The sequence below is a fragment of the Pseudoalteromonas sp. Angola-7 genome, assembly GCF_028599255.1.
GTDB lineage: Bacteria > Pseudomonadota > Gammaproteobacteria > Enterobacterales > Alteromonadaceae > Pseudoalteromonas > Pseudoalteromonas atlantica.
Genome location: NZ_JAQREL010000015.1, coordinates 96,342 through 113,980, shown reverse-complemented (window position 1 = coordinate 113,980; position 17,639 = coordinate 96,342). Strand labels below are relative to the sequence as shown.

Below are 17,639 nucleotides of genomic sequence, written 5' to 3'. Positions count from 1 at the left end.
GTGAGCGGGTAATAATGATTGAAGCTAAAAATATTCAGCAGTTAGATTTAAATTTACTTAAAATATTTGAATGCCTATACCGTGAAAAAAACATGAGCGAAACCGCAAAGGTGCTATACATAACGCCCTCAGCAGTCAGCCATGCTATAAAACGTTTGCGTTGTGTATTAAACGATCCGTTATTTGAGCGCCAAGGGCAATTAATGCTGCCCACCCCTGCGTGCCAACGTATGGCACCCGAGCTAATAGATTTACTCGAAAAATTACGCCAAGTGCTACAAGCCTGCGGTGACTTTAATTTAGCGACCACTGCGCAAACTTTTAAAATAGCCCTGCACGATGCAATAGAGCCTATTGTTTTGCCTAAATTGCAACTTGCACTGGCAAAACATGCTCCAAATGCAAGCTTAGCGAGCGTAAAATTAAGCCGTGAAGATATGCATAAGCAATTAGCTAATCATCAAATAGATATGGCAATTGATGTAGCACGGCCAATAAAAGCGCCCATTAGCCATGCTGTTCTCTCAAGTGATCACTTTTGTGTACTCATGAAAAAAAACCACCCGCTTAAAAACCAACTCAATATAGACAATTATTTAGCGGCTAAGCATGTTGCGGTATCTAACCGGGCAACCGGTACTGTTATTGAAGATATTGCGTTATTGCAATTGAGTTTTAATAGGCAGGTGGCTATACGTTGTCAAAATTATTTTGCCGCGAAAGAGGTAATAAAAGACGCGCCATTTTTACTTACTTTACCTTCAATGGTTGCCAGTCAATTGCTAGACGACACGCTAATAGCACGCCCCGTGCCCACTACTATGCCTGCTATTTATCAGCATTTATACTGGCATCAAAGTACTGATAAAGACGACGCTTTAATATGGTTACGCGGGCAAGTACAGCCTATTTTTAAACGTTAATAGCTATAAAAAAAGCGCCAAACTTAGTGAACTAAATTTGGCGCTTCGCATTATTTTTTAAGCGTTTACAAAGCGTTTGTTTTTAAACTTAAGCCCAGCAATTAATAATAGCGGCCCAATAAACATGGCAAGGCCATATACACCGCCCGTTACTGCGTATTCGGGCTTATTTAAAAAGCTTATAGCAATTAAAATAGCCAGCGATGCGTTTTGAATCCCTACCTCAATCCCAAGTGTTAGTGAATCGGTCAGGTTAAGGTTTGAAAGTTTAGCTATGAGCAAGCCAATGACCATTGAGCCAATATTTAATGCAAGGCAGGCCCAAAATACAGCATCAAACGAGTTTATGAGTAAGGCGCGTTCTTTTATTACTAGCGCGGCTATCATGGCAAGCATAAAAAATAACGAAAAACGCCTAAAAAACGGCTCGCTTTTAATCGCAAATTCGCTTTTAAAATGGCGCAGGCTTATCCCTATGGCTACAGGCACTAAGGTGATTACAAATAGCCCAAGAGATGTAGTTAATATAGAAAAATTAGCATCGTCTTGCGGCGCAAATTGGTGCATGGCAAAGCCAATAATAAACGGGGTGGTAATAATGCTAATAGCAGTTGAGGCAGCGGTTAAGCTTACCGAAAGCGCTAAATTAGCCTTTGCCAGCTGGCTCACTACGTTTGACATAGTACCACCTGGGCACGCGGCTAAAATCATTAACCCTATTGCTATAGGCGTGGGTAAATTAAGTAAATAACACAAACCTAAAGCCAGTAGCGGCATGGCAATAATTTGGCCTAGTAAGCCCATAGCAATTGCTAAGGGCTTTTTAAAAAGCCGCGTAAAGTCGCCAACTGTAAGCCCAAGCCCCATGCCAAACATAATAAGGGCAAGGGCGAGTGGGAGTATAATTTCTGTTAAAAATGATGCGTTCAAATTAGGCGGCCTCTGTTGTTTTTAATGCCAGCACTTCGTAGTTAAATGAGTACGGGGTTAGCAGCGTTTTTATCTGTTGTTGCAGCGCGTTTAACTCATCTTCATTAACTAAAATTGTGGCTTTTATGCCTAACTTTTTATCAGCAAACACATTTATTTGCACGGTTTTGTTGATTAATTGCTCGCTAAGAGCCTCTGTAATGGTTTGTTTTATTTCTAGGCAAACCAGTTCGGGCTTATAAATTTTACCTACGGCAGTAAGCGGTATTTCATCAATTATATAAATAGCTTTTGGTATTGCTGCTCGCTCAGGTATGTTGGCGCTAACATATGCGGTGAGAGCATCAAGTTTAAGCGAGCTATTTGGGCTTAGCGTTACGTAAAGTACCGGCACTTCGCCTGCGTAGCTGTCGGGGCGTGGCACGGCGGCTGCAAGTGTTACATCGGGGTGGCTGGTTGCGGCATCTTCTATCATTTTGGGGTCTATATTGTGCCCGCCACGTATTATTAGCTCTTTTTGTCTACCACATAAGGATACATACCCGCTCTCATCGATTTTTCCTAAATCGCCGGTTCTAAAATACTGTTGGCCGTTTTCATCAACTACCCATGCGCCTTGGTTATGCGCATCTTCTACGTAACCGGGAAATACGTTATTACCAGTTATTATTATTTCGCCAACATCGAGTGTATCGCAAATTTTAACAAGCGTGCCTTGCTCGTTTATATCGGCAATTTTAAGCGTAATACCAGGTATTGGCAGCCCTACAGAAGCCTCTTTATTAATTGGGTTTACAGGCATTAACGTACTTACTGAGCTGCCCTCAGTTGAGCCATAACCCTCTACCAGTGGGGTGTTTGTGAGTTTAGTAAACAGGGCTTGTAAATCTGATGAAAGCGGCGCGGCGCCACAAATAGCAAACTTCATTTTAAGCGGTGGCACCGATATTTTTTGCGAGGCAATTTGCTCAACCATAGCAGCGTAAACCGTAGGTACGGCGGTCATAACGGCTACATCGTAATTATTAATTAGGGTGAGTAAGTTTTGAATGATGTTTTTACCTCTAAAGCCAGAAGGGCTTGCGAGTAAAATTTTACAGCCTTTCATAACCGAGGCTATGCCTGTGGCTACCGCCGCATTTACATGAAATATGGGCAAACCTACTAGCATGGTATCGCCTGCGTTTACTGGCGAAAGCAAATTAACCTGCCCTGCATTGGTGAGCTGGTTTAAGTGTAAGTGCTTGGCAAGTTTTGGTAGGCCGGTGGTACCACCCGTATGAAAATACGCGCACACATCGCTTTGCTCAGGCAAAGTAAAATTAGCTGCTTGCGTACTTTGCGCCGCGAGTAATTTTTTAAACCCATACACGGGTACTTTATTATTTTGCGAGCACGCTATGTCGTCACCAAATAAGCTAATAACCGCTTTTAGGCCGGGTATATGCTCTTTAATTGCCATTACTTTTTGCCAAATATCGCTACCAGGGACTGGGCCTAGGGCAATGATTACTTTGGTATTGGCTGAGATCATAATTTCTTTCATTATGGACTCATCAAGCAAGGGGTTTATGGGGTTTGCAATGCCTGCGGCCTCTGCTGCCCAAAGCGATACATAGGTTTCAGGGAAGTTAGGTAATACCAGCGAGGTAACCTCGGTTTTTGTTATACCTAACGAGTGCAATGCATTGCCAAGCCCTGTTACGTTTTTTGCGAGCGCGTTGTAACTCATTTTACGGTGCGGATTAGCAAAGCTTTTACCTTTAAAGGTCATTAAAATGCGATGAATAAGCCTTTTTGCAAACGGAATTTGCGCTTCGCTAATGCAGTCGCCATCTAAAATGTATTCAATAGCGGTTGCATCACCAAAGTCTTTTGCCGATTGTAAAATGGCATGATAAGTAGAGCGAGGAAGTTGCTCTGGTGATATTTCAGCAAGGTTTAAATTGCCAACATCGGCGTGGTTTTTAATTGTTGTTATATTCATAAAACCCTCAACGTATCTTTATAATGTGTGTGTTTGCGTGTGAGTGCATAGTATTTAAACGCGGCTTTGGGTGTGTGGGCCATTACCGCGCAAATTTTAGTCTATCAAAATTAAGCTATTGCCAGTGTTTTAATCTAAAAAGCTGTTATCTTTTGCGGCAACAACCTGATACATGGGCTGAAAGTTCCCCCATGTAACTAGCTCTGAGCCATTGGCTTGTTTAGTGTGTAGCGCAACATCGTGAGAAATAAGCTTAGGCTCGCCTGCGGCTTGCGCTAATAATTGGCTTTGGCAGCAGCTATCTAGCAATACAAAATTGGCAACTGCGGCATCAACCGACGAACCAACGGTAAGTAAACCATGGTTTTGCAAAATAACAGCGCAGTGATCAGCCAGTGACTTAGCTATCATATCGCCCTCTTCGCTGTCGGCCACTACGCCGCTAAATACATCAAATACGCTGTGGTTTTCGTAAAATACGCAGGCATCTTGCGAAATTGGTTTAAGTAACTCTCCTAATGCCGAAAACGCACGGCCATAACGTGTATGGGCATGGGCTACTGCGTTTACGTCGGGTCGTGCCATGTGTATGCGTGAATGAATAGCAAACGCGGCGTTATTAATCGGTGTGCTGCCTTCAATAATATTACCTTTATGATCAACCCGAATAAGATCTGACGCTTTAATATGCGAAAAATGCATACCCACAGGGTTTACCCAAAAGGTATCGGGCTCTATGCAGTCGCGAAGTGTTATGTGCCCCGCAAGTCCTTCGTCAAAGCCATACATAGCAAATACTCTAAAGCCTGCGGCTAGGCGTTGTTTTTCGTAGCTGCGTTGCTCGTTTAGGGTGTTAAATTTAGGCGGCATAATAAGTTTAAATTTGTCGCTGCCTATGGTCATTTTTGCGGCTTGCTGCTCTAGTGTATTGCTCATAATAATCCTAAATTAAACTCTGTTGACTTTAGTTTAGTCTCGCTTAAGATAAATAGAAGTGATGTTAATTAATGGTTAAACATAAATACTATGCATGGAAAGATAGATTTAAACCTGTTTGTAATACTTAAAACGGTATATCAAGAGGGCAGTATTACCACTGCAGCGGATAAACTGCATTTAACGCAACCTGCTGTTAGCCATGCGCTTTCTCGCCTTAGAGAAAAGTTTGACGACCCATTATTTATTCGCCACGGTCGGCGTATGGTGCCCTCACCTTTTTGCCAAAAAATAATAGCGCAAGTTATTGAGTCGGTGCAGGTATTAGAGTCAACCTTAAATAACGAACGGCTTTTTGATATAGCCGCCTTTAAGCGCGAAATTAAATTTGGCTTTAGAGATATTTTAGAATCGATATTTTTTCCGCCGCTAATGAGCGACCTACTCACAAACACCCCCAATATCACGATTAACAGCCGACAGGTGTCGCATGTTGATATGGAAAAATCACTCGAAAACCAAGAGCTCGATATAGTCATTGATGTGCTTACCCCAACGAGTAACCACATAAAAAACACCTTTATTTGTAATGAGCATTTTTCGCTAATTTGTAGGCACGATCACCCAATATTAAATGACTTAACCGTACAAAATTACGCAAAGGCATCGCACGCGTTGGTGTCGTTAAAAGGTGCGCAGGTAGATATTATTGATATGGCGCTGGCAAAGCATGCACTTGCCCGTAATGTAGTGCTTAAATGTGAGCATTATTTTGCGGCGACTAAAGTGATTAGCCAAAGCGACATGATAATGACAATGCCAAACGCGTACGCGCAAGTATTAAAAGAGCAAATGCCTGTGCATGTAACTAGCTTGCCGTTTGATGTGCCGTTAATGCCCGTGCACATGTATTGGCACGAACAAGCCGATGACGATTTAGTAAATAGTTGGATGCGAGAAAAGCTGCTAGGTTTAGCCCAGCAACTTATCCCCGCTGACAAACTTAAAAGCGGTAATTAAATTGTGCGTGATAACTGCGCCCACGCTCTGATAAAAAACGGTGTGCGTAGCTAATTACTGGCACATCGTTGGCCTGCGAAAAAGTGTGTTTATCGGTTAGGTTTTTAGCTAATAACGCCACCGACCAATCTCCTTCACTGCTACCTAGCTCTATACGTAAATTTAGTTTTTCAAAAGCGCTTTGCTTGGCTATTGGGTCAAGATCTTGCTCTAAAAAGTAATCGTCACTAAAGTTAAGCGCTAAATTGCTACTTAAAGTTAAATTAGAAAATACCTCGGTATTGTAATCAATCGCTATATTGCCTGAGTAATCGGGAGCAAACGCGCCAGTTTGCCCGGTTAAATCTTGAAATGCTTGGCCAAGTAACTCGCTTTGCATAACCGTTGGCGATGCACTGGCGTATTGTTCGTATTCAAAATCAAGCACCGCAAGGTTTGCCGATAGCTGCCAACTTTGATTTATTGCCCAGCGCGAATCGAGCTCAATCCCTTTTACTTCGGTTTCGGCGGCATTTTTAACTACAAATGCATTACCATTAAATTCAGATACTTGTAGGTCATCGTACAGGGTGTAAAACAGTGTAGCGTTTACTTGTAGAGTATTTTTAATTGGCTCGGCTTTTATGCCAAATTCAAAGTTTGTGGCTTTTTCGTCGTCAAACTCAAAGCCTGAGTTTTCATCAACCGTGTTACCTTGTGAGCCATTTAAGCCAGAGCCATCAAAACCACCGGCTTTGTAGCCTATGCCAGCGCTTGCAAATAACATGGTGTTGTTAAACCCTAAATATTGCACACTAATATTGGGTGATAAGTGCGATTCATCACGCTTAGCGTTAAGGTTATGTACCCCCGCGCCCGAAAGCTGCCCTGCAATAGTGGGCGCAGCGGCATTAGCAAATTGTTGTACGGCTTGCGGTGTGTTTGGCTCAAATACGCTATACACACTTTGTACGCTGCTTACTTCTTTTTCTTCTTTTTGATAACGCAGGCCAAAATTAGCGCGCCATTGCGCGTTTACATTCCAAGTAAGGGCGGTAAATGCTGAGTAGCTTTGTTGGTCTTGATCAAACAGCGCATTTACGCCCAATGATGTACCCACTAAATCAGGAATAAGTAACGATGCACCAAATAAAATATCGTTTGGGTGTTCAAGCTCGCTGCTCATGTAAAAAATGCCCGCTACGTATTCAAGCGTGCGCCCTGTTGGCGAGCTTACTCTAAACTCTTGCGTAAACTGGTTATAGTTTTCTAAGTAGTCTTGTTTTATAAGCGGGATTTCTGAAAAGTCCGCGTCAAAGGTTGAGTCCCAATCGTACTCGCTATACGTGGTTACAGAGGTAAATTCGTATTCACCATGGTTATAGGTTAACTGTAGTGAGGCATTATCAAGCGTGGTTTTACTTTGCTCATTAAGCCCACCTGGGTGACCATCGCCCGATACCGAACTTGTGTAATCAAGGCCCGAGTTGTCGCTTAATAAAAGTGAACGATACCCTACATTGCCTGGGTTAGTAGGGTCATTTGCTATTTGTAAATCTCGGTTGGGAGTATCAATAATGTATTGGTAGCGCGAGCCATGCGATTCAAACTCACCGTGTTCCCACTTAAACAATGCGTTTATATCATCGTTTATTTGCCAATCTATTGATAAACGTGCACCTGATGAGTCGTTAGATTGCTCATCACTTTGGCGCGCTTGGTTATATAAAAAGCCATCAACAGAGTGGTCAAACGCGGCAATACGTATGGCTAAATCATCGTTAATAGGAATATTTATAACGCCTGTAAAGCGCTTTTCGTTATCAGAGCCAAACTCTGCCGATACGTTGCCTTCAAGTACATCGGTTGGCGAATTTGAGATCATACTAAAGGCTCCTGCTGTGGCGTTTTTACCAAACATAACCGACTGCGGGCCTTTTATAAGCTCAAGGCGCTGCATATCTAAAAATGGAAATTTAGCCTGATGCCCGCGCCCTAAATACACGCCATCTTTATACATAGCAACCGATTGCTCAAAGCCTGAGTTAGTACCCGAGCCAATGCCGCGTACAAAAATACGTTTGCTGCTTGAGGTTTCGGTTATATGCACGTTAGGTAGGTTTTCACTTAGGGCGAGTAAATCGTCAACACTGTTTTGCTCGAGGTAGTCGCCAGAAAGCGCTTGAATAGAGGTAGGAATATCTTGTAGCGATTGGACCCGCTTTTGCGAGGTGACGGTAATGGTTTCAAGCTCACTTTTATTTATTTTTTGCTCGCCGGCTTGTGCCATACCCACGCTTAATGCGCTGAGCGTAAATAAAGTAAGTGTTTTTTGTTTTAAAAAACTAGGTTTTAAACGTGTGTGTTCAGTTGTCATAGCTGCAACTCCATTATAGAGGTTATTTTTATTGGATAATTTTGCGTCTATTTCATACTGACGAGTCTTAAAATAAATAACAGTGATGTTTATTTATTCAACACTATTAGTAATATTTATAGTTAAGCGAAAAAGTGTTGTTTTAAATGGGGTTATAGCGGGTTTAAAGTGGATTAAAAAATATCTGTGGATTAGCGGTTTTATTTGCTACTGCCGAGCTTGGGGTGTTTGCTGCATTGATAAAGGCAGTAAGCTGTGGTGCATTTTCGCAAAAAATAATATCCAGTGCTAAACGGTTTTTGCCGTATAAGCCTCGGTGAATCATATTGGCTGAAAACAACAGTAAGTCACCCGCATTAAGTTTAATAACTTTGCCTGTAGTTAAGTTATCGCTTGGCAGCTTATTATTTTTTGCAAAACGTACATTTAGCTCCTCTGGTGTATCCCAATTTTTATGCGAGCGGGGCACAAGCTCTATGCCTGGTTCGTCTTCAAGGGCTAACCGGCAGTGCACTACGTCGGGCCCGTTTAACGCAGCTTGTTGCTCTTGCACATTTAAATGGTATTGCATATCGCGATGCCAATAATTTTTTTGTGTAACATTAACGGGATTAAAAAATAACTGAGTATTTAAAAACAGTGGCTCACTAATCGCCTGTTTTACACGCTTAATTAATTTGTTATCAGCTATTAAACTAAATAAGGCTTCGTTTTGCTGCGCCGTTAAATACTCACTATTTGTTATGCCCGAGCTATTAATTGCACGGGATTGATAAAACTCACGGTTATTAGTTTTCCACTTTGTATGAAAGGCATTAACTAGGAGCTTAATTTTATTTAGCTCTTCGGTGCTGTAAAGCCCCTTTACAAGCATGTAACCGTTTGATTTATAGCTGTTCATTGTGGTTCTTCATTTAATATTGCAGCAACGCGCTCAGCAAGTTCTGGCAGTACATCTTGTGCAAACCATGGATTCTTTTTAAGCCAAATATTATTGCGTGGGCTTGGGTGTGGTAGCACCAAATGCTCCGGCCAATACTCACGCCACGATTTTACTAACTCGGTTAAGGGCCTGTTTTTAGTATGCGGTAAATGATAAGCCTGCGCGTATTTACCAAGCACGATTGTAAGCTCTAAATTTGGCAGAGCGGCCAGTAATTGCGCTCTCCAAGCGGGTGCACATTCTTTACGCGGGGGTAAATCGCCCGACTTACCTTTACCAGGGTAACAAAAGCCCATAGGTAAAATAGCTATTTTTTGCGGATCATAAAACTCATCAACACTTAGCCCAAGCCACTCGCGTAGGCGGTTTCCGCTGGCATCGTTAAAGGGCTTGCCAGTTTCGTGTACTTTTATGCCCGGTGCTTGGCCGGCAATTAAAATACGTGCATTGGCATTAAATTGTATAACGGGGCGAGCACCTAACGGTAAATGAGGTTCACAGATCACGCATTTACTAACTTGCTCAATTAAATTGATCGGATCCATATAAATCTGGCCTTAAATGCTTAAATTTTGTTCTAAACGGCCATTTAGACCTAATGAGTTGGTAAAAAATCGGTTTATTTTACTCAAATTAGTTATTAGTTGGTAAAATCGTGATCTCATCTAAAAACAACAACTAATTATCTGATATATTTATTGTTTTTCTGACCATACGGCAAATTCGTTACCACTCGGCTCGGTAAAATGAAAGCGGCAGCCACCGGGGAACTCAAAAATAGGTTTTACTATTTTGCCGCCATATTGCGCTACTTTTTTATAGGTAGCGTGAATGTCGTTACTGTAAAACACCAGCAGTGCGGCCCCATGTTGAGTAAGTGATTTAAGCGGTGCTTTAAAAAAGCCACCATCAAGCCCTTGGCCGCTAAATGCCGTATACTCTGGGCCGTAGTCGGTAAATTGCCAGTTAAACACGTTAGTAAAAAAGCTTTTTGTGGCTGTTAAATCGCACGCGGGAAACTCTACATAATTTAGTTTTTCGTGGTTGCTCATTTTAAATTTACTCTTTGGCTTGCCAGTATTGACCACTGTAAACCTTCGTAATTAGCTAAGCAATAACCTTAAAATGGCAGAGATCAGTATTTTACTAACATGCTAGGCACGAATGTTAAATTAACTAGAATATACAAATGAGAATCGCTATCTTTTGTATTTGTAAGCTTTATAATAACGCCTTATTTTTATTCTCGTATTTGAATAAGGGATTTGTTAATTATGCAGGCACCTCTGCACATAGCACCTTTTACAAAAACTAACCTAGCTGCGCTTTTAAAGGTGGCCCAAAGCTATAGAGTGTTAGTATTTTTGCGTTTTATTATTGCCATAGTGGGTGGCTATGCGTTTACCTCAGCGTGTATTTCAGTGTTAAGTGTACTGCTGCCCATTCCTAAGCAAGATGCCGTATTACTGTGTGTGTCTATCAGTATCTTAATTTACGCCGCAGTGTTTATTTATGCGTTTTCGGTTAAGTCGTTAAAAACTGTTTGGATCAGTATTTTACTAAGCACAGGTTTTTTTGTTGCTGTATTGGCATTACTGAAGGGTTGGCTATGAAAGACAGTTTTTTTAGGTCGATGACATGGCTACATACCTGGGTGGGCTTACTTACCTGTTGGATTATTTACGTAATATTTTTTGCAGGCACAGCGAGCTTTTTTAGAGATGAAATAAACTTGTGGAATCAGCCGGCTATACACAATGTGCAAGCCCAAACCGACAGAGTGGCCGCGCAAAGGCAGCAAATTATAAAGGGCTTTGATTATTTAAATCAGCACGCTGCAAATTCTCCTAGTTGGCGTATTACCTTGCCTGAAGAGCGAATACCATATTTGGTATATGGCTATGCAAAACCTAAAGAGCCGGGGCAGCGCCGCAGCCAGTTTGTAAATACCCAATTAAACCCAAACACCATGCAAGCGCTGCCTCCTTTTGTTGAAAGTAAAGGCGGTAACTTTTTTTACCGGTTGCATTATCAGCTTTATTATTTAGATGCCATAACAGGGCGCTGGGTAGTGTGTTTTGCCAGCTTTTTTATGCTGCTGGCAATAATTTCCGGCGTGGTTATTCATAAGCGCATATTTAAAGATATGTTTACTTTTAGGCGCAATAAAGGGACTCGTAGCTGGTTAGATGCGCATAATTTAAGCTCGGTACTTGCCCTGCCGTTTCATTTAATGATTACCTACACAGGCATTATTACGCTTATATTTATGTTGTTCCCCTACCCTGCGTTAACGACGTACGACAAGGGTATGCGTGGCTTTTTTAACGATGTAACACCTAGCAATAATGTGACTAATAACGCCCAAGGCAGTGCAGAATTGCTCCCTATAAACACTATTTTGGATCAAGTTTATACCAAGTGGCCTAGTGCAGATATTACGCGTGTTCAGGTTAGTAAACCGAATATGGCCGCTTCAACAGTAACGGTATTGGTAAGCCCTGCAAAGGCGCTTCGCGATCAATCTCCGCGGCTTTTGTTTAGTGGTGCTACGGGCGAGTTAGTTGCACAAACTGATGACGAACTTAGCAGTAGTAAAGCACTTTATGAATCACTTAACTCTATGCATACAGGGCGCTTTGCTACGCCTTTACTGCGCTGGCTATACGTACTTGGCGGTATTGCAGGCTGCGTAATGATTGGCTCTGGCTGCATAATGTGGGCTAAACGCATACGCGAGCGTAATAAGGGAAAAGCCTCATTTGGCTTACAATTAGTCGAAGCTTTAAACCTTGCCACCATTATGGGTTTACCACTGGCTACTTGCGCCTTTTTTATTGCCAATAGATTACTTAGTCCAACCGTAGCAGGGCGTGGTGAAAAAGAAGTTACAGCGTTCTTTTTAGCATGGTTAGTGGTTGCCGTTATGGCACTTTTAAAGCGCGATAGGCTGCAATGGCGTGTAATGGCAGCCATAAATGCTCTCGCGTGTTTGAGTGTACCGGCAATAAATGCGCTCACCACACAGGGCAATATAGTGAGCTACTTACTTAATAAACAATGGGCCTTGTTTATTTTCGATGCGGTATTTTTACTGTTTAGCATACTATTTTTAGTACAAACCGAAAAATTACGTACTGCTCCTAGCGCATCTAAAAAAACAGCTAATAACCTAGCCGATAATAAAAAGAGGCAAAAAGCATGATTGATTTACTTAGCTTTAGCCTCTGTTTGTTTGCTTTTAATGGTTTTGCTTTGGCAAAAACAGCGCATTTTAAAACGGTGTTTATAACGCGTCCCTCTAAGCTGCAAAGTAATTTACTGTTAATAGTTGCCTGGATCAGTATTTTACTAAGTTTATTGCTCTGTGTGGTTACGCAGCAGGGATACGGTACTTTACTGTTTTGTGGCTTTATGGGTCTAAGTGTATTAATTATAACGGTTTTTTATAATTTTATAGAAAAGTTGATTAAGCCATTTAGCTTTTTAAATATGTTACTGATTGGCTTATCAGGGCTATTACTGGCAGTAAATTCACTTTAGTTAGTAAAAACCTGATCCAAAGAAAGCCATTAATTTTAGGCAAAAAAATGGCAAACTATAAAGCTTGCCAACAATAGGGGGATATTCAGTATGTCCAACACTTGCATGTCTCGTTGCAAGTGCAGCTAATATAGCCCGAACATATTTAACTTACCTTACAGTGAGATGATCGTTTTATTACAGCTGTAACAATCATTTGCTCAATAACTGTAAAGCCCCTTTACATAGCCAAATATCCTACTGTTTAACCCAAATAATTTGCTCTGTAGCAAAGCCTAGTTTGTTTGCTTTAGCTATAAAATGTTGTTTAAGTTTGTCACTAACGGTAGGTGTACGCGATAAAAACCATAAAAAGTCGCGGTTATAACTTGTAATAAACGCATATTGGTAGTCGTCTTGGTCTAATTCAAAAATAACGTAAGCACCATAAAATGGACCAAAAAACGAGACTTTAAAATGGCCTGTGTCAGTCCCTTCTACAAATTTAGCTAAGCCCTGTGCTTCATCCCACTTTTGCTCTTTAGTTATAAAACCTTTGTTGAGCACTTTTACTGTGCCATCGTCATTTACGGTGTAAGTCGCGGTTACTTGCTCCATGCCCTCTTCGAATGAGTGATCAAGGCGGGCAATTTCGTACCACTTACCTTTGTATTGCTCAAGGTCAAAGTTTTTAACCGGGGTAATGCCCTCAGGTGCACTTGTACAGGCGGTGAGTAAAAATAACCCTGTAATGAGTAAAATAGTCGTAATGGCCTTCATGAAAGCTCCTTTTTAAAAGTGATGTTGTTTGTACGGCACTAAGCCAATAAAGTTTGCTAGCCGATTAAAATAAATTGCTATAGGATCAGCTAAATACTAGAGCAATTAAAAGATTTAAGCATGAAAATATGGGTAGATGCCGACGCATGCCCTGTGGTAATAAAAGAAATACTTTTTAGAGCCGCTGAGCGCACGCAAACACCAACCATTTTAGTAGCTAACCATGCAATGCGCATTCCGCCTTCAAAATTTATAAGCCGCGTACAGGTTTCGAGCGGGTTTGATGTGGCCGATGACGAAATAGTAAAACGCGTAGAAAAAGGCGATTTAGTTATTACTGGCGACATACCCCTTGCCAGTGAAGTTATAGATAACGGTGGCCAAGCACTTAACCCACGCGGTGAGCTTTACACGCCAGAGAATATTCGCTCGTTATTAAACGTGCGCGACTTTATGGATACCATGCGCTCAAGCGGCGTAGAAATGAGTGGCGGGCCACCACCGCTTAGCCAAACCGACCGCCAAAATTTTGCTAATAACCTCGACCGTATTTTAGCGCAGAAAAAGGCGAGCTAGTGTGAGTGAGCAACTAATTGGCTTAGGTGAGCAAGCCTTTAGCGTAGCCGTTTATGTGGCAAAAGCGCCGCCTATGCCCTACTTTGCAACCCTACACAGTGTTGAGCCTGTAATAAACGAGCAAATAAATACAATAAACCAGCACTGCGGGAATGGCTGGCGTAAAGTGTTTAACGTATACGCTAAAGTGTTGTTTGCGCTACCGAGTGAGCATTACAGCTTTGCTAAACAAGCCGCTAGCTGGCAAGCGTATCGCGATACATTTTTACTGCAAAAAAACAGTAAAACAGCGCTGTTATTTAGTGCGCCCATTATTAACGGCGCAAATAAAAATCAACTGCATATTATTGCTGGGCGAACCCATGCTAAAAACTTATTACAGCAAGGTAAGCTTAATGCGCAATTTAATTGGTTAGACGATGAGTTTGCAATTGATACAACGAATAACATTATCGTGTGCCCGTACTTTGATTACCGGCAGTTAAGTAATATTAAAATAGCCCGATTAAGCGAGCTAGTTGCCAAGCTTAAAACATCTAATTAAAAATGTAAGGACTCAACATGGCGGGAATTTTAGAGCTAAATACGTTATTAAAATCAATGAACCCCGAGCTTAAACAAGGTGAATATATATTTTGCTCTTTAGCAGGCAGCCTTGCCGACTACGTTCATTTAAACCCGCTTGCCAGTTACGTTGAAGAAGAAGGCCTAACCCTTATTTTAAATGCAGATACCGCCAATAAAGCCGGTATTACTTATGAAGCTAAATATAATTTAATCACCCTTAATGTGCATTCAAGCCTTGAGGCTGTTGGGTTAACCGCTGCGGTATCGGCCAAATTAACCGAGCATAATATAAGCGCTAACGTAGTAGCTGCGTTTTATCACGATCATATTTTTGTACAAACCGATAAAGCGCAGGCCGCGATGAAAGCACTTGGTGAGATTTCTTGAGTTTGCGGGCACAGCAACATGTTAGGTGATGTGGATATTAGCGCATCGGGTGGCGCTTCGCTTAACCGACCTACGTTTTAGGATGAGCTTGTCTTAAGCGTTTGATCAGAATTAATATATCCAAATTACTCAACCACTAACTTTGACACTACCCATTTATGCAGTGGGTTTTTATTGTAGCGTGGATGCCACGCCGCTATTACATCAAACGGAGCTGGCAGCTGCTGTAGCTCTATCTTTACCAGTTCGGAGCTTACCGCGCGTGAGGGTAAAAACGCGATGGAGTCGGTGGTTTCTAGGTACATAGGTACAATTGAAAAACACGGTGCCGATACAACAACATTGCGCGTTAAATCAAAGCTTTTAAACCAATCGTCAATAGAGCCTTTAAAATTTGGGCGCGAAGGCGAGGCTATAATGCTTGGGTAACTGGCTATTTGTGCAAGGGTTGGTTTTGTACCTGCTATTGATGAGTTAGCTGAAGTAACGCAAATATGTTGCTCTTCAAATAACTTAATAATGGGGTAAGTACTTGGGATGTAGTCGGGGAAGGCAATGGCTAAATCAACTTTACCGTTTTCCATTAAATCGTGCAGGCTGTCGAGTTCAAAGTCTCTTATTATTAATTTTAAATTAGGCGCTTGCTCTCTTAACTCTTTTACAAGCGCTGGCAAAACAACTTGCTGTGCGTAGTCGGTAGCGGCTATTACAAACGCACCATCAACTGTTTCTGGGTCAAATATCTTAGGCGCTAATAATGCCTGAAAATCGTTTAGCAGCTTGTCTATATCTACCGATAACTCTTCTGCATAAGGCGTTGGCACAAAGCCGGTGGTTTTTCTTAAAAACAGCTGGTCGTTAAATACATCACGCAGCTTTTTGAGTTGCTCACTCACAGCTTGTTGGGTTAAGCCTAATTTACTCGCCGCTTTTGATGCGTTTTTTTCGCGAATGAGCGCCTGGAAAATACGCAGCTGCTTTATATCTAGCCTGTCTAACTTACTCATGCCAATGCCTTTGTTGTTTTAGCATTATTAACGTATCACATTACCATTTATTTTTGTATCACATTACCATTTATTTTTGTATCACTTACATGAAGTGGTTGTTTCTAATTGTCGAGCTACCCCCTTATTATGCCCCTACACACTAAATTGAATGATTGGAGCAAACAATGAAAACAGTAATTTAAATCGGTGCACTGGGCAAAATGGGTCAAGCGGCATTGACCGGTTTATCTAAGCATAAAGTTATTACAGCGGGTCGCTCGGGCGATGTAGATCATATTGTTGATATTACGAGTGAAGCGTCAATTACTGCTTTGTACGAAAAAGTAGGCCACTTTGATGCGGTAGTTAATACAGTGGGTTTATGCGAATACGAAACCTTTGCTGATATGAGCGAAGAGCAGTGGATGACGACCATTATGAGCAAAATGATGGGGCAAATTAACCTTGTACGTATTGGTCAAAAGTACATTGCTGATGGCGGCTCATTTACGCTAATTAGCGGTATTTTAAACGTTAAACCGATTCCTTTTGCGATTGCCGATGCAACAACAAGCGGCGCAATAGATACGTTTGCAAAATGCGTATCACTAGAAATGCCACGTGGCACGCGTATTAATGTGGTTAACCCTACTGTGCTTGAAGAAGCGTGGGACGTATATGGCGAAATGATGCCAGGTTTTCAACCCGTACCAAGCAAGCTTGTAGGTAAAGCGTTTGAGCGCTCGGTTGATGGCTTTATTACTGGCGAAGTTATTTTTGTAGATGCATAACTACCCGCCATATTGGTGAGTGACGTGGCAAATTAAACAAATAAGCGCTCTGCATTAACAGTAACTGCAAAGCGCTTAAATACAGATTTTAATAGGTGATGAAATGAAAAAATTAATACCCGTATTTGCGATATTATTGGCCGCAGGCTGTGCCAGTATAGCACCAAGCTCGCAATATGTTAGCGAGCCAGGTGCCGATTCTAATAAAGAATGTAAAACCATACCGCGCCATAAACATACGGTTAAATGGTGCAGGCCGCATCCTTCAAGATAAGTTAAACAACGTATCCGCTAAAACCGAGCGCTTTAAAATAAAGCTTAGGAATACCGTATTTGCATTCATTAAGTAACTCGCTAAAGCGCATTCTATCAAGTGGGTAAAATTCACTGTCTAAGTTTTGAGCTGTGTAGGCTTGCCCTGCATCACTTAAGCCTAAATCGGCACACACAGTAATTTGTGCTTCGCGCTCAAAGTCGGTTTCGGGTTTCATTAAATCGCTAATAAATAAGTTTGCGTCTTTATTTAAATTAGCTTTAATATTTTTTAGAAGCTGCTTTTTGCTGCCGTCGTCTTTTAAAAAGTGCATTACGAGTAGGCATAGCGCCGCATCGGCCTTAGTAGATAGCTTATCAAGCTCGCCTTCAATAACATTAACGCGCTTTGCTATGCCGTGCTCTTCAAACGCTTGTTTAGCAATTGCGAGCATATCACTTGAGGTATCTTGCGCGGTAAATTGCCAAGTAGGGTTAAGCGCGGCAAGGGCGAGTATTTCTTTGCCTGTGCCTGCGCCCACGACTAAAATATGTGCGTTATCTTTAAGGGTTGCTTTAAGTTGAGCATTAGTAAGTTGGTGCAATAGCTCATAACCAGGGACTAAACGGGTAATGCGGTCGTTGTAATGCGTTGCTTGCTCGCCTGTGAATGTTGGCAT

General features: G+C 41.7%; 20 protein-coding genes. 10 read left to right on the top strand and 10 right to left on the bottom strand.

What is annotated here, in order from left to right:
* Nucleotides 1-14: 14 nt before the first annotated feature.
* Nucleotides 15-923, top strand: a complete 909-nt coding sequence (locus tag PSH50_RS17390; RefSeq protein ID WP_273609892.1) for a LysR family transcriptional regulator — start codon at nucleotides 15-17, stop codon at nucleotides 921-923.
* 57 nt (nucleotides 924-980) lie between these two features.
* Here the strand turns inward: PSH50_RS17390 and PSH50_RS17385 are convergent, their stop codons facing one another.
* The 3 genes from PSH50_RS17385 to PSH50_RS17375 form a co-directional block, all read right to left on the bottom strand.
* Entirely contained in the window at nucleotides 981-1,853 is an 873-nt protein-coding gene (locus tag PSH50_RS17385; RefSeq protein WP_126009617.1) for a bile acid:sodium symporter family protein, read from the bottom strand.
* A gap of 1 nt (nucleotide 1,854) precedes the next feature.
* Nucleotides 1,855-3,840 (bottom strand): AMP-binding protein, encoded by a 1,986-nt coding sequence (locus tag PSH50_RS17380; RefSeq protein WP_273609891.1) that lies wholly within the window; start codon nucleotides 3,838-3,840, stop codon nucleotides 1,855-1,857.
* Between the two features lie 129 nt (nucleotides 3,841-3,969).
* Nucleotides 3,970-4,776, bottom strand: a complete 807-nt coding sequence (locus tag PSH50_RS17375) for a class II aldolase/adducin family protein (protein WP_273609890.1) — start codon at nucleotides 4,774-4,776, stop codon at nucleotides 3,970-3,972.
* A gap of 90 nt (nucleotides 4,777-4,866) precedes the next feature.
* Here PSH50_RS17375 and PSH50_RS17370 point away from each other — a divergent pair, with 90 nt between their 5' ends.
* Nucleotides 4,867-5,796 carry a LysR family transcriptional regulator gene (locus PSH50_RS17370; protein ID WP_024033009.1) on the top strand — a complete coding sequence of 310 codons (930 nt, stop codon included), beginning with the start codon at nucleotides 4,867-4,869 and terminating at the stop codon, nucleotides 5,794-5,796.
* On the opposite strand, the gene PSH50_RS17365 is transcribed toward PSH50_RS17370, so the two are convergent.
* The 4 genes from PSH50_RS17365 to PSH50_RS17350 all read right to left on the bottom strand — a co-directional run bounded on the left by PSH50_RS17365 (nucleotide 5,780) and on the right by PSH50_RS17350 (nucleotide 10,147).
* Nucleotides 5,780-8,152, bottom strand: coding sequence for a TonB-dependent receptor (locus PSH50_RS17365; RefSeq protein ID WP_273609889.1), 2,373 nt, complete (start codon nucleotides 8,150-8,152; stop codon nucleotides 5,780-5,782). The genes PSH50_RS17370 and PSH50_RS17365 overlap by 17 nt on opposite strands.
* Nucleotides 8,153-8,315: 163 nt before the next feature.
* A complete protein-coding gene (locus PSH50_RS17360) occupies nucleotides 8,316-9,053 on the bottom strand; it encodes a phytanoyl-CoA dioxygenase family protein (protein WP_273609888.1) in 738 nt (245 codons plus the stop codon).
* Entirely contained in the window at nucleotides 9,050-9,640 is a 591-nt protein-coding gene (locus PSH50_RS17355) for a uracil-DNA glycosylase family protein (RefSeq protein ID WP_054982047.1), read from the bottom strand. The genes PSH50_RS17360 and PSH50_RS17355 overlap by 4 nt, the downstream gene beginning before the upstream one ends.
* A gap of 150 nt (nucleotides 9,641-9,790) precedes the next feature.
* Entirely contained in the window at nucleotides 9,791-10,147 is a 357-nt protein-coding gene (locus tag PSH50_RS17350) for a VOC family protein (protein WP_006793291.1), read from the bottom strand.
* 222 nt (nucleotides 10,148-10,369) lie between these two features.
* Here PSH50_RS17350 and PSH50_RS17345 point away from each other — a divergent pair, with 222 nt between their 5' ends.
* The 3 genes from PSH50_RS17345 to PSH50_RS17335 are packed head-to-tail and all read left to right on the top strand — an operon-like array spanning nucleotide 10,370 to nucleotide 12,638.
* Nucleotides 10,370-10,708 carry a hypothetical protein gene (locus tag PSH50_RS17345; protein ID WP_138579619.1) on the top strand — a complete coding sequence of 113 codons (339 nt, stop codon included), beginning with the start codon at nucleotides 10,370-10,372 and terminating at the stop codon, nucleotides 10,706-10,708.
* Nucleotides 10,705-12,300: a PepSY domain-containing protein gene (locus tag PSH50_RS17340; protein ID WP_273609887.1), complete on the top strand. Its 1,596-nt coding sequence runs from the start codon at nucleotides 10,705-10,707 to the stop codon at nucleotides 12,298-12,300. Before PSH50_RS17345 ends, PSH50_RS17340 begins: the two co-directional genes overlap by 4 nt.
* Entirely contained in the window at nucleotides 12,297-12,638 is a 342-nt protein-coding gene (locus tag PSH50_RS17335; RefSeq protein WP_273609886.1) for a DUF3325 domain-containing protein, read from the top strand. Before PSH50_RS17340 ends, PSH50_RS17335 begins: the two co-directional genes overlap by 4 nt.
* A 237-nt stretch (nucleotides 12,639-12,875) precedes the next feature.
* Here PSH50_RS17335 and PSH50_RS17330 read toward each other — a convergent pair whose 3' ends face one another.
* Nucleotides 12,876-13,397 (bottom strand): lipocalin family protein, encoded by a 522-nt coding sequence (locus PSH50_RS17330; protein WP_004588274.1) that lies wholly within the window; start codon nucleotides 13,395-13,397, stop codon nucleotides 12,876-12,878.
* Between the two features lie 120 nt (nucleotides 13,398-13,517).
* Here PSH50_RS17330 and PSH50_RS17325 point away from each other — a divergent pair, with 120 nt between their 5' ends.
* The 3 genes from PSH50_RS17325 to PSH50_RS17315 are packed head-to-tail and all read left to right on the top strand — an operon-like array spanning nucleotide 13,518 to nucleotide 14,927.
* On the top strand, nucleotides 13,518-13,973 hold the full coding sequence (locus tag PSH50_RS17325) for a YaiI/YqxD family protein (protein ID WP_004588273.1): 456 nt from the start codon (nucleotides 13,518-13,520) through the stop codon (nucleotides 13,971-13,973).
* Between the two features lies 1 nt (nucleotide 13,974).
* A complete protein-coding gene (locus tag PSH50_RS17320) occupies nucleotides 13,975-14,517 on the top strand; it encodes a hypothetical protein (RefSeq protein ID WP_138685448.1) in 543 nt (180 codons plus the stop codon).
* Between the two features lie 17 nt (nucleotides 14,518-14,534).
* Nucleotides 14,535-14,927 (top strand): ACT domain-containing protein, encoded by a 393-nt coding sequence (locus PSH50_RS17315; protein ID WP_273609885.1) that lies wholly within the window; start codon nucleotides 14,535-14,537, stop codon nucleotides 14,925-14,927.
* A gap of 125 nt (nucleotides 14,928-15,052) precedes the next feature.
* Here the strand turns inward: PSH50_RS17315 and PSH50_RS17310 are convergent, their stop codons facing one another.
* Nucleotides 15,053-15,934: a LysR family transcriptional regulator gene (locus tag PSH50_RS17310; protein WP_273609884.1), complete on the bottom strand. Its 882-nt coding sequence runs from the start codon at nucleotides 15,932-15,934 to the stop codon at nucleotides 15,053-15,055.
* 185 nt (nucleotides 15,935-16,119) lie between these two features.
* On the opposite strand from PSH50_RS17310, the gene PSH50_RS17305 reads away from it, so the two are divergent.
* Nucleotides 16,120-16,707 (top strand): short chain dehydrogenase, encoded by a 588-nt coding sequence (locus PSH50_RS17305; RefSeq protein WP_273609902.1) that lies wholly within the window; start codon nucleotides 16,120-16,122, stop codon nucleotides 16,705-16,707.
* 103 nt (nucleotides 16,708-16,810) lie between these two features.
* Nucleotides 16,811-16,981 (top strand): hypothetical protein, encoded by a 171-nt coding sequence (locus PSH50_RS17300; RefSeq protein ID WP_273609883.1) that lies wholly within the window; start codon nucleotides 16,811-16,813, stop codon nucleotides 16,979-16,981.
* A gap of 1 nt (nucleotide 16,982) precedes the next feature.
* On the opposite strand, the gene PSH50_RS17295 is transcribed toward PSH50_RS17300, so the two are convergent.
* Nucleotides 16,983-17,639, bottom strand: a complete 657-nt coding sequence (locus tag PSH50_RS17295) for a class I SAM-dependent methyltransferase (RefSeq protein ID WP_096042652.1) — start codon at nucleotides 17,637-17,639, stop codon at nucleotides 16,983-16,985.

Bases quoted from the DNA above. Each gene is read 5' to 3' on its own strand.
- PSH50_RS17300 (WP_273609883.1), top strand. From the start codon at position 16,811: ATGAAAAAATTAATACCCGTATTTGCGATATTATTGGCCGCAGGCTGT.
- PSH50_RS17310 (WP_273609884.1), bottom strand. From the start codon at position 15,934: ATGAGTAAGTTAGACAGGCTAGATATAAAGCAGCTGCGTATTTTCCAG.
- PSH50_RS17390 (WP_273609892.1), top strand. From the start codon at position 15: ATGATTGAAGCTAAAAATATTCAGCAGTTAGATTTAAATTTACTTAAA.
- PSH50_RS17295 (WP_096042652.1), bottom strand. From the start codon at position 17,639: ATGCCAACATTCACAGGCGAGCAAGCAACGCATTACAACGACCGCATT.
- PSH50_RS17345 (WP_138579619.1), top strand. From the start codon at position 10,370: ATGCAGGCACCTCTGCACATAGCACCTTTTACAAAAACTAACCTAGCT.
- PSH50_RS17340 (WP_273609887.1), top strand. From the start codon at position 10,705: ATGAAAGACAGTTTTTTTAGGTCGATGACATGGCTACATACCTGGGTG.
- PSH50_RS17380 (WP_273609891.1), bottom strand. From the start codon at position 3,840: ATGAATATAACAACAATTAAAAACCACGCCGATGTTGGCAATTTAAAC.
- PSH50_RS17315 (WP_273609885.1), top strand. From the start codon at position 14,535: ATGGCGGGAATTTTAGAGCTAAATACGTTATTAAAATCAATGAACCCC.
- PSH50_RS17370 (WP_024033009.1), top strand. From the start codon at position 4,867: ATGCATGGAAAGATAGATTTAAACCTGTTTGTAATACTTAAAACGGTA.
- PSH50_RS17360 (WP_273609888.1), bottom strand. From the start codon at position 9,053: ATGAACAGCTATAAATCAAACGGTTACATGCTTGTAAAGGGGCTTTAC.
- PSH50_RS17330 (WP_004588274.1), bottom strand. From the start codon at position 13,397: ATGAAGGCCATTACGACTATTTTACTCATTACAGGGTTATTTTTACTC.
- PSH50_RS17335 (WP_273609886.1), top strand. From the start codon at position 12,297: ATGATTGATTTACTTAGCTTTAGCCTCTGTTTGTTTGCTTTTAATGGT.
- PSH50_RS17365 (WP_273609889.1), bottom strand. From the start codon at position 8,152: ATGACAACTGAACACACACGTTTAAAACCTAGTTTTTTAAAACAAAAA.
- PSH50_RS17375 (WP_273609890.1), bottom strand. From the start codon at position 4,776: ATGAGCAATACACTAGAGCAGCAAGCCGCAAAAATGACCATAGGCAGC.
- PSH50_RS17350 (WP_006793291.1), bottom strand. From the start codon at position 10,147: ATGAGCAACCACGAAAAACTAAATTATGTAGAGTTTCCCGCGTGCGAT.
- PSH50_RS17355 (WP_054982047.1), bottom strand. From the start codon at position 9,640: ATGGATCCGATCAATTTAATTGAGCAAGTTAGTAAATGCGTGATCTGT.
- PSH50_RS17325 (WP_004588273.1), top strand. From the start codon at position 13,518: ATGAAAATATGGGTAGATGCCGACGCATGCCCTGTGGTAATAAAAGAA.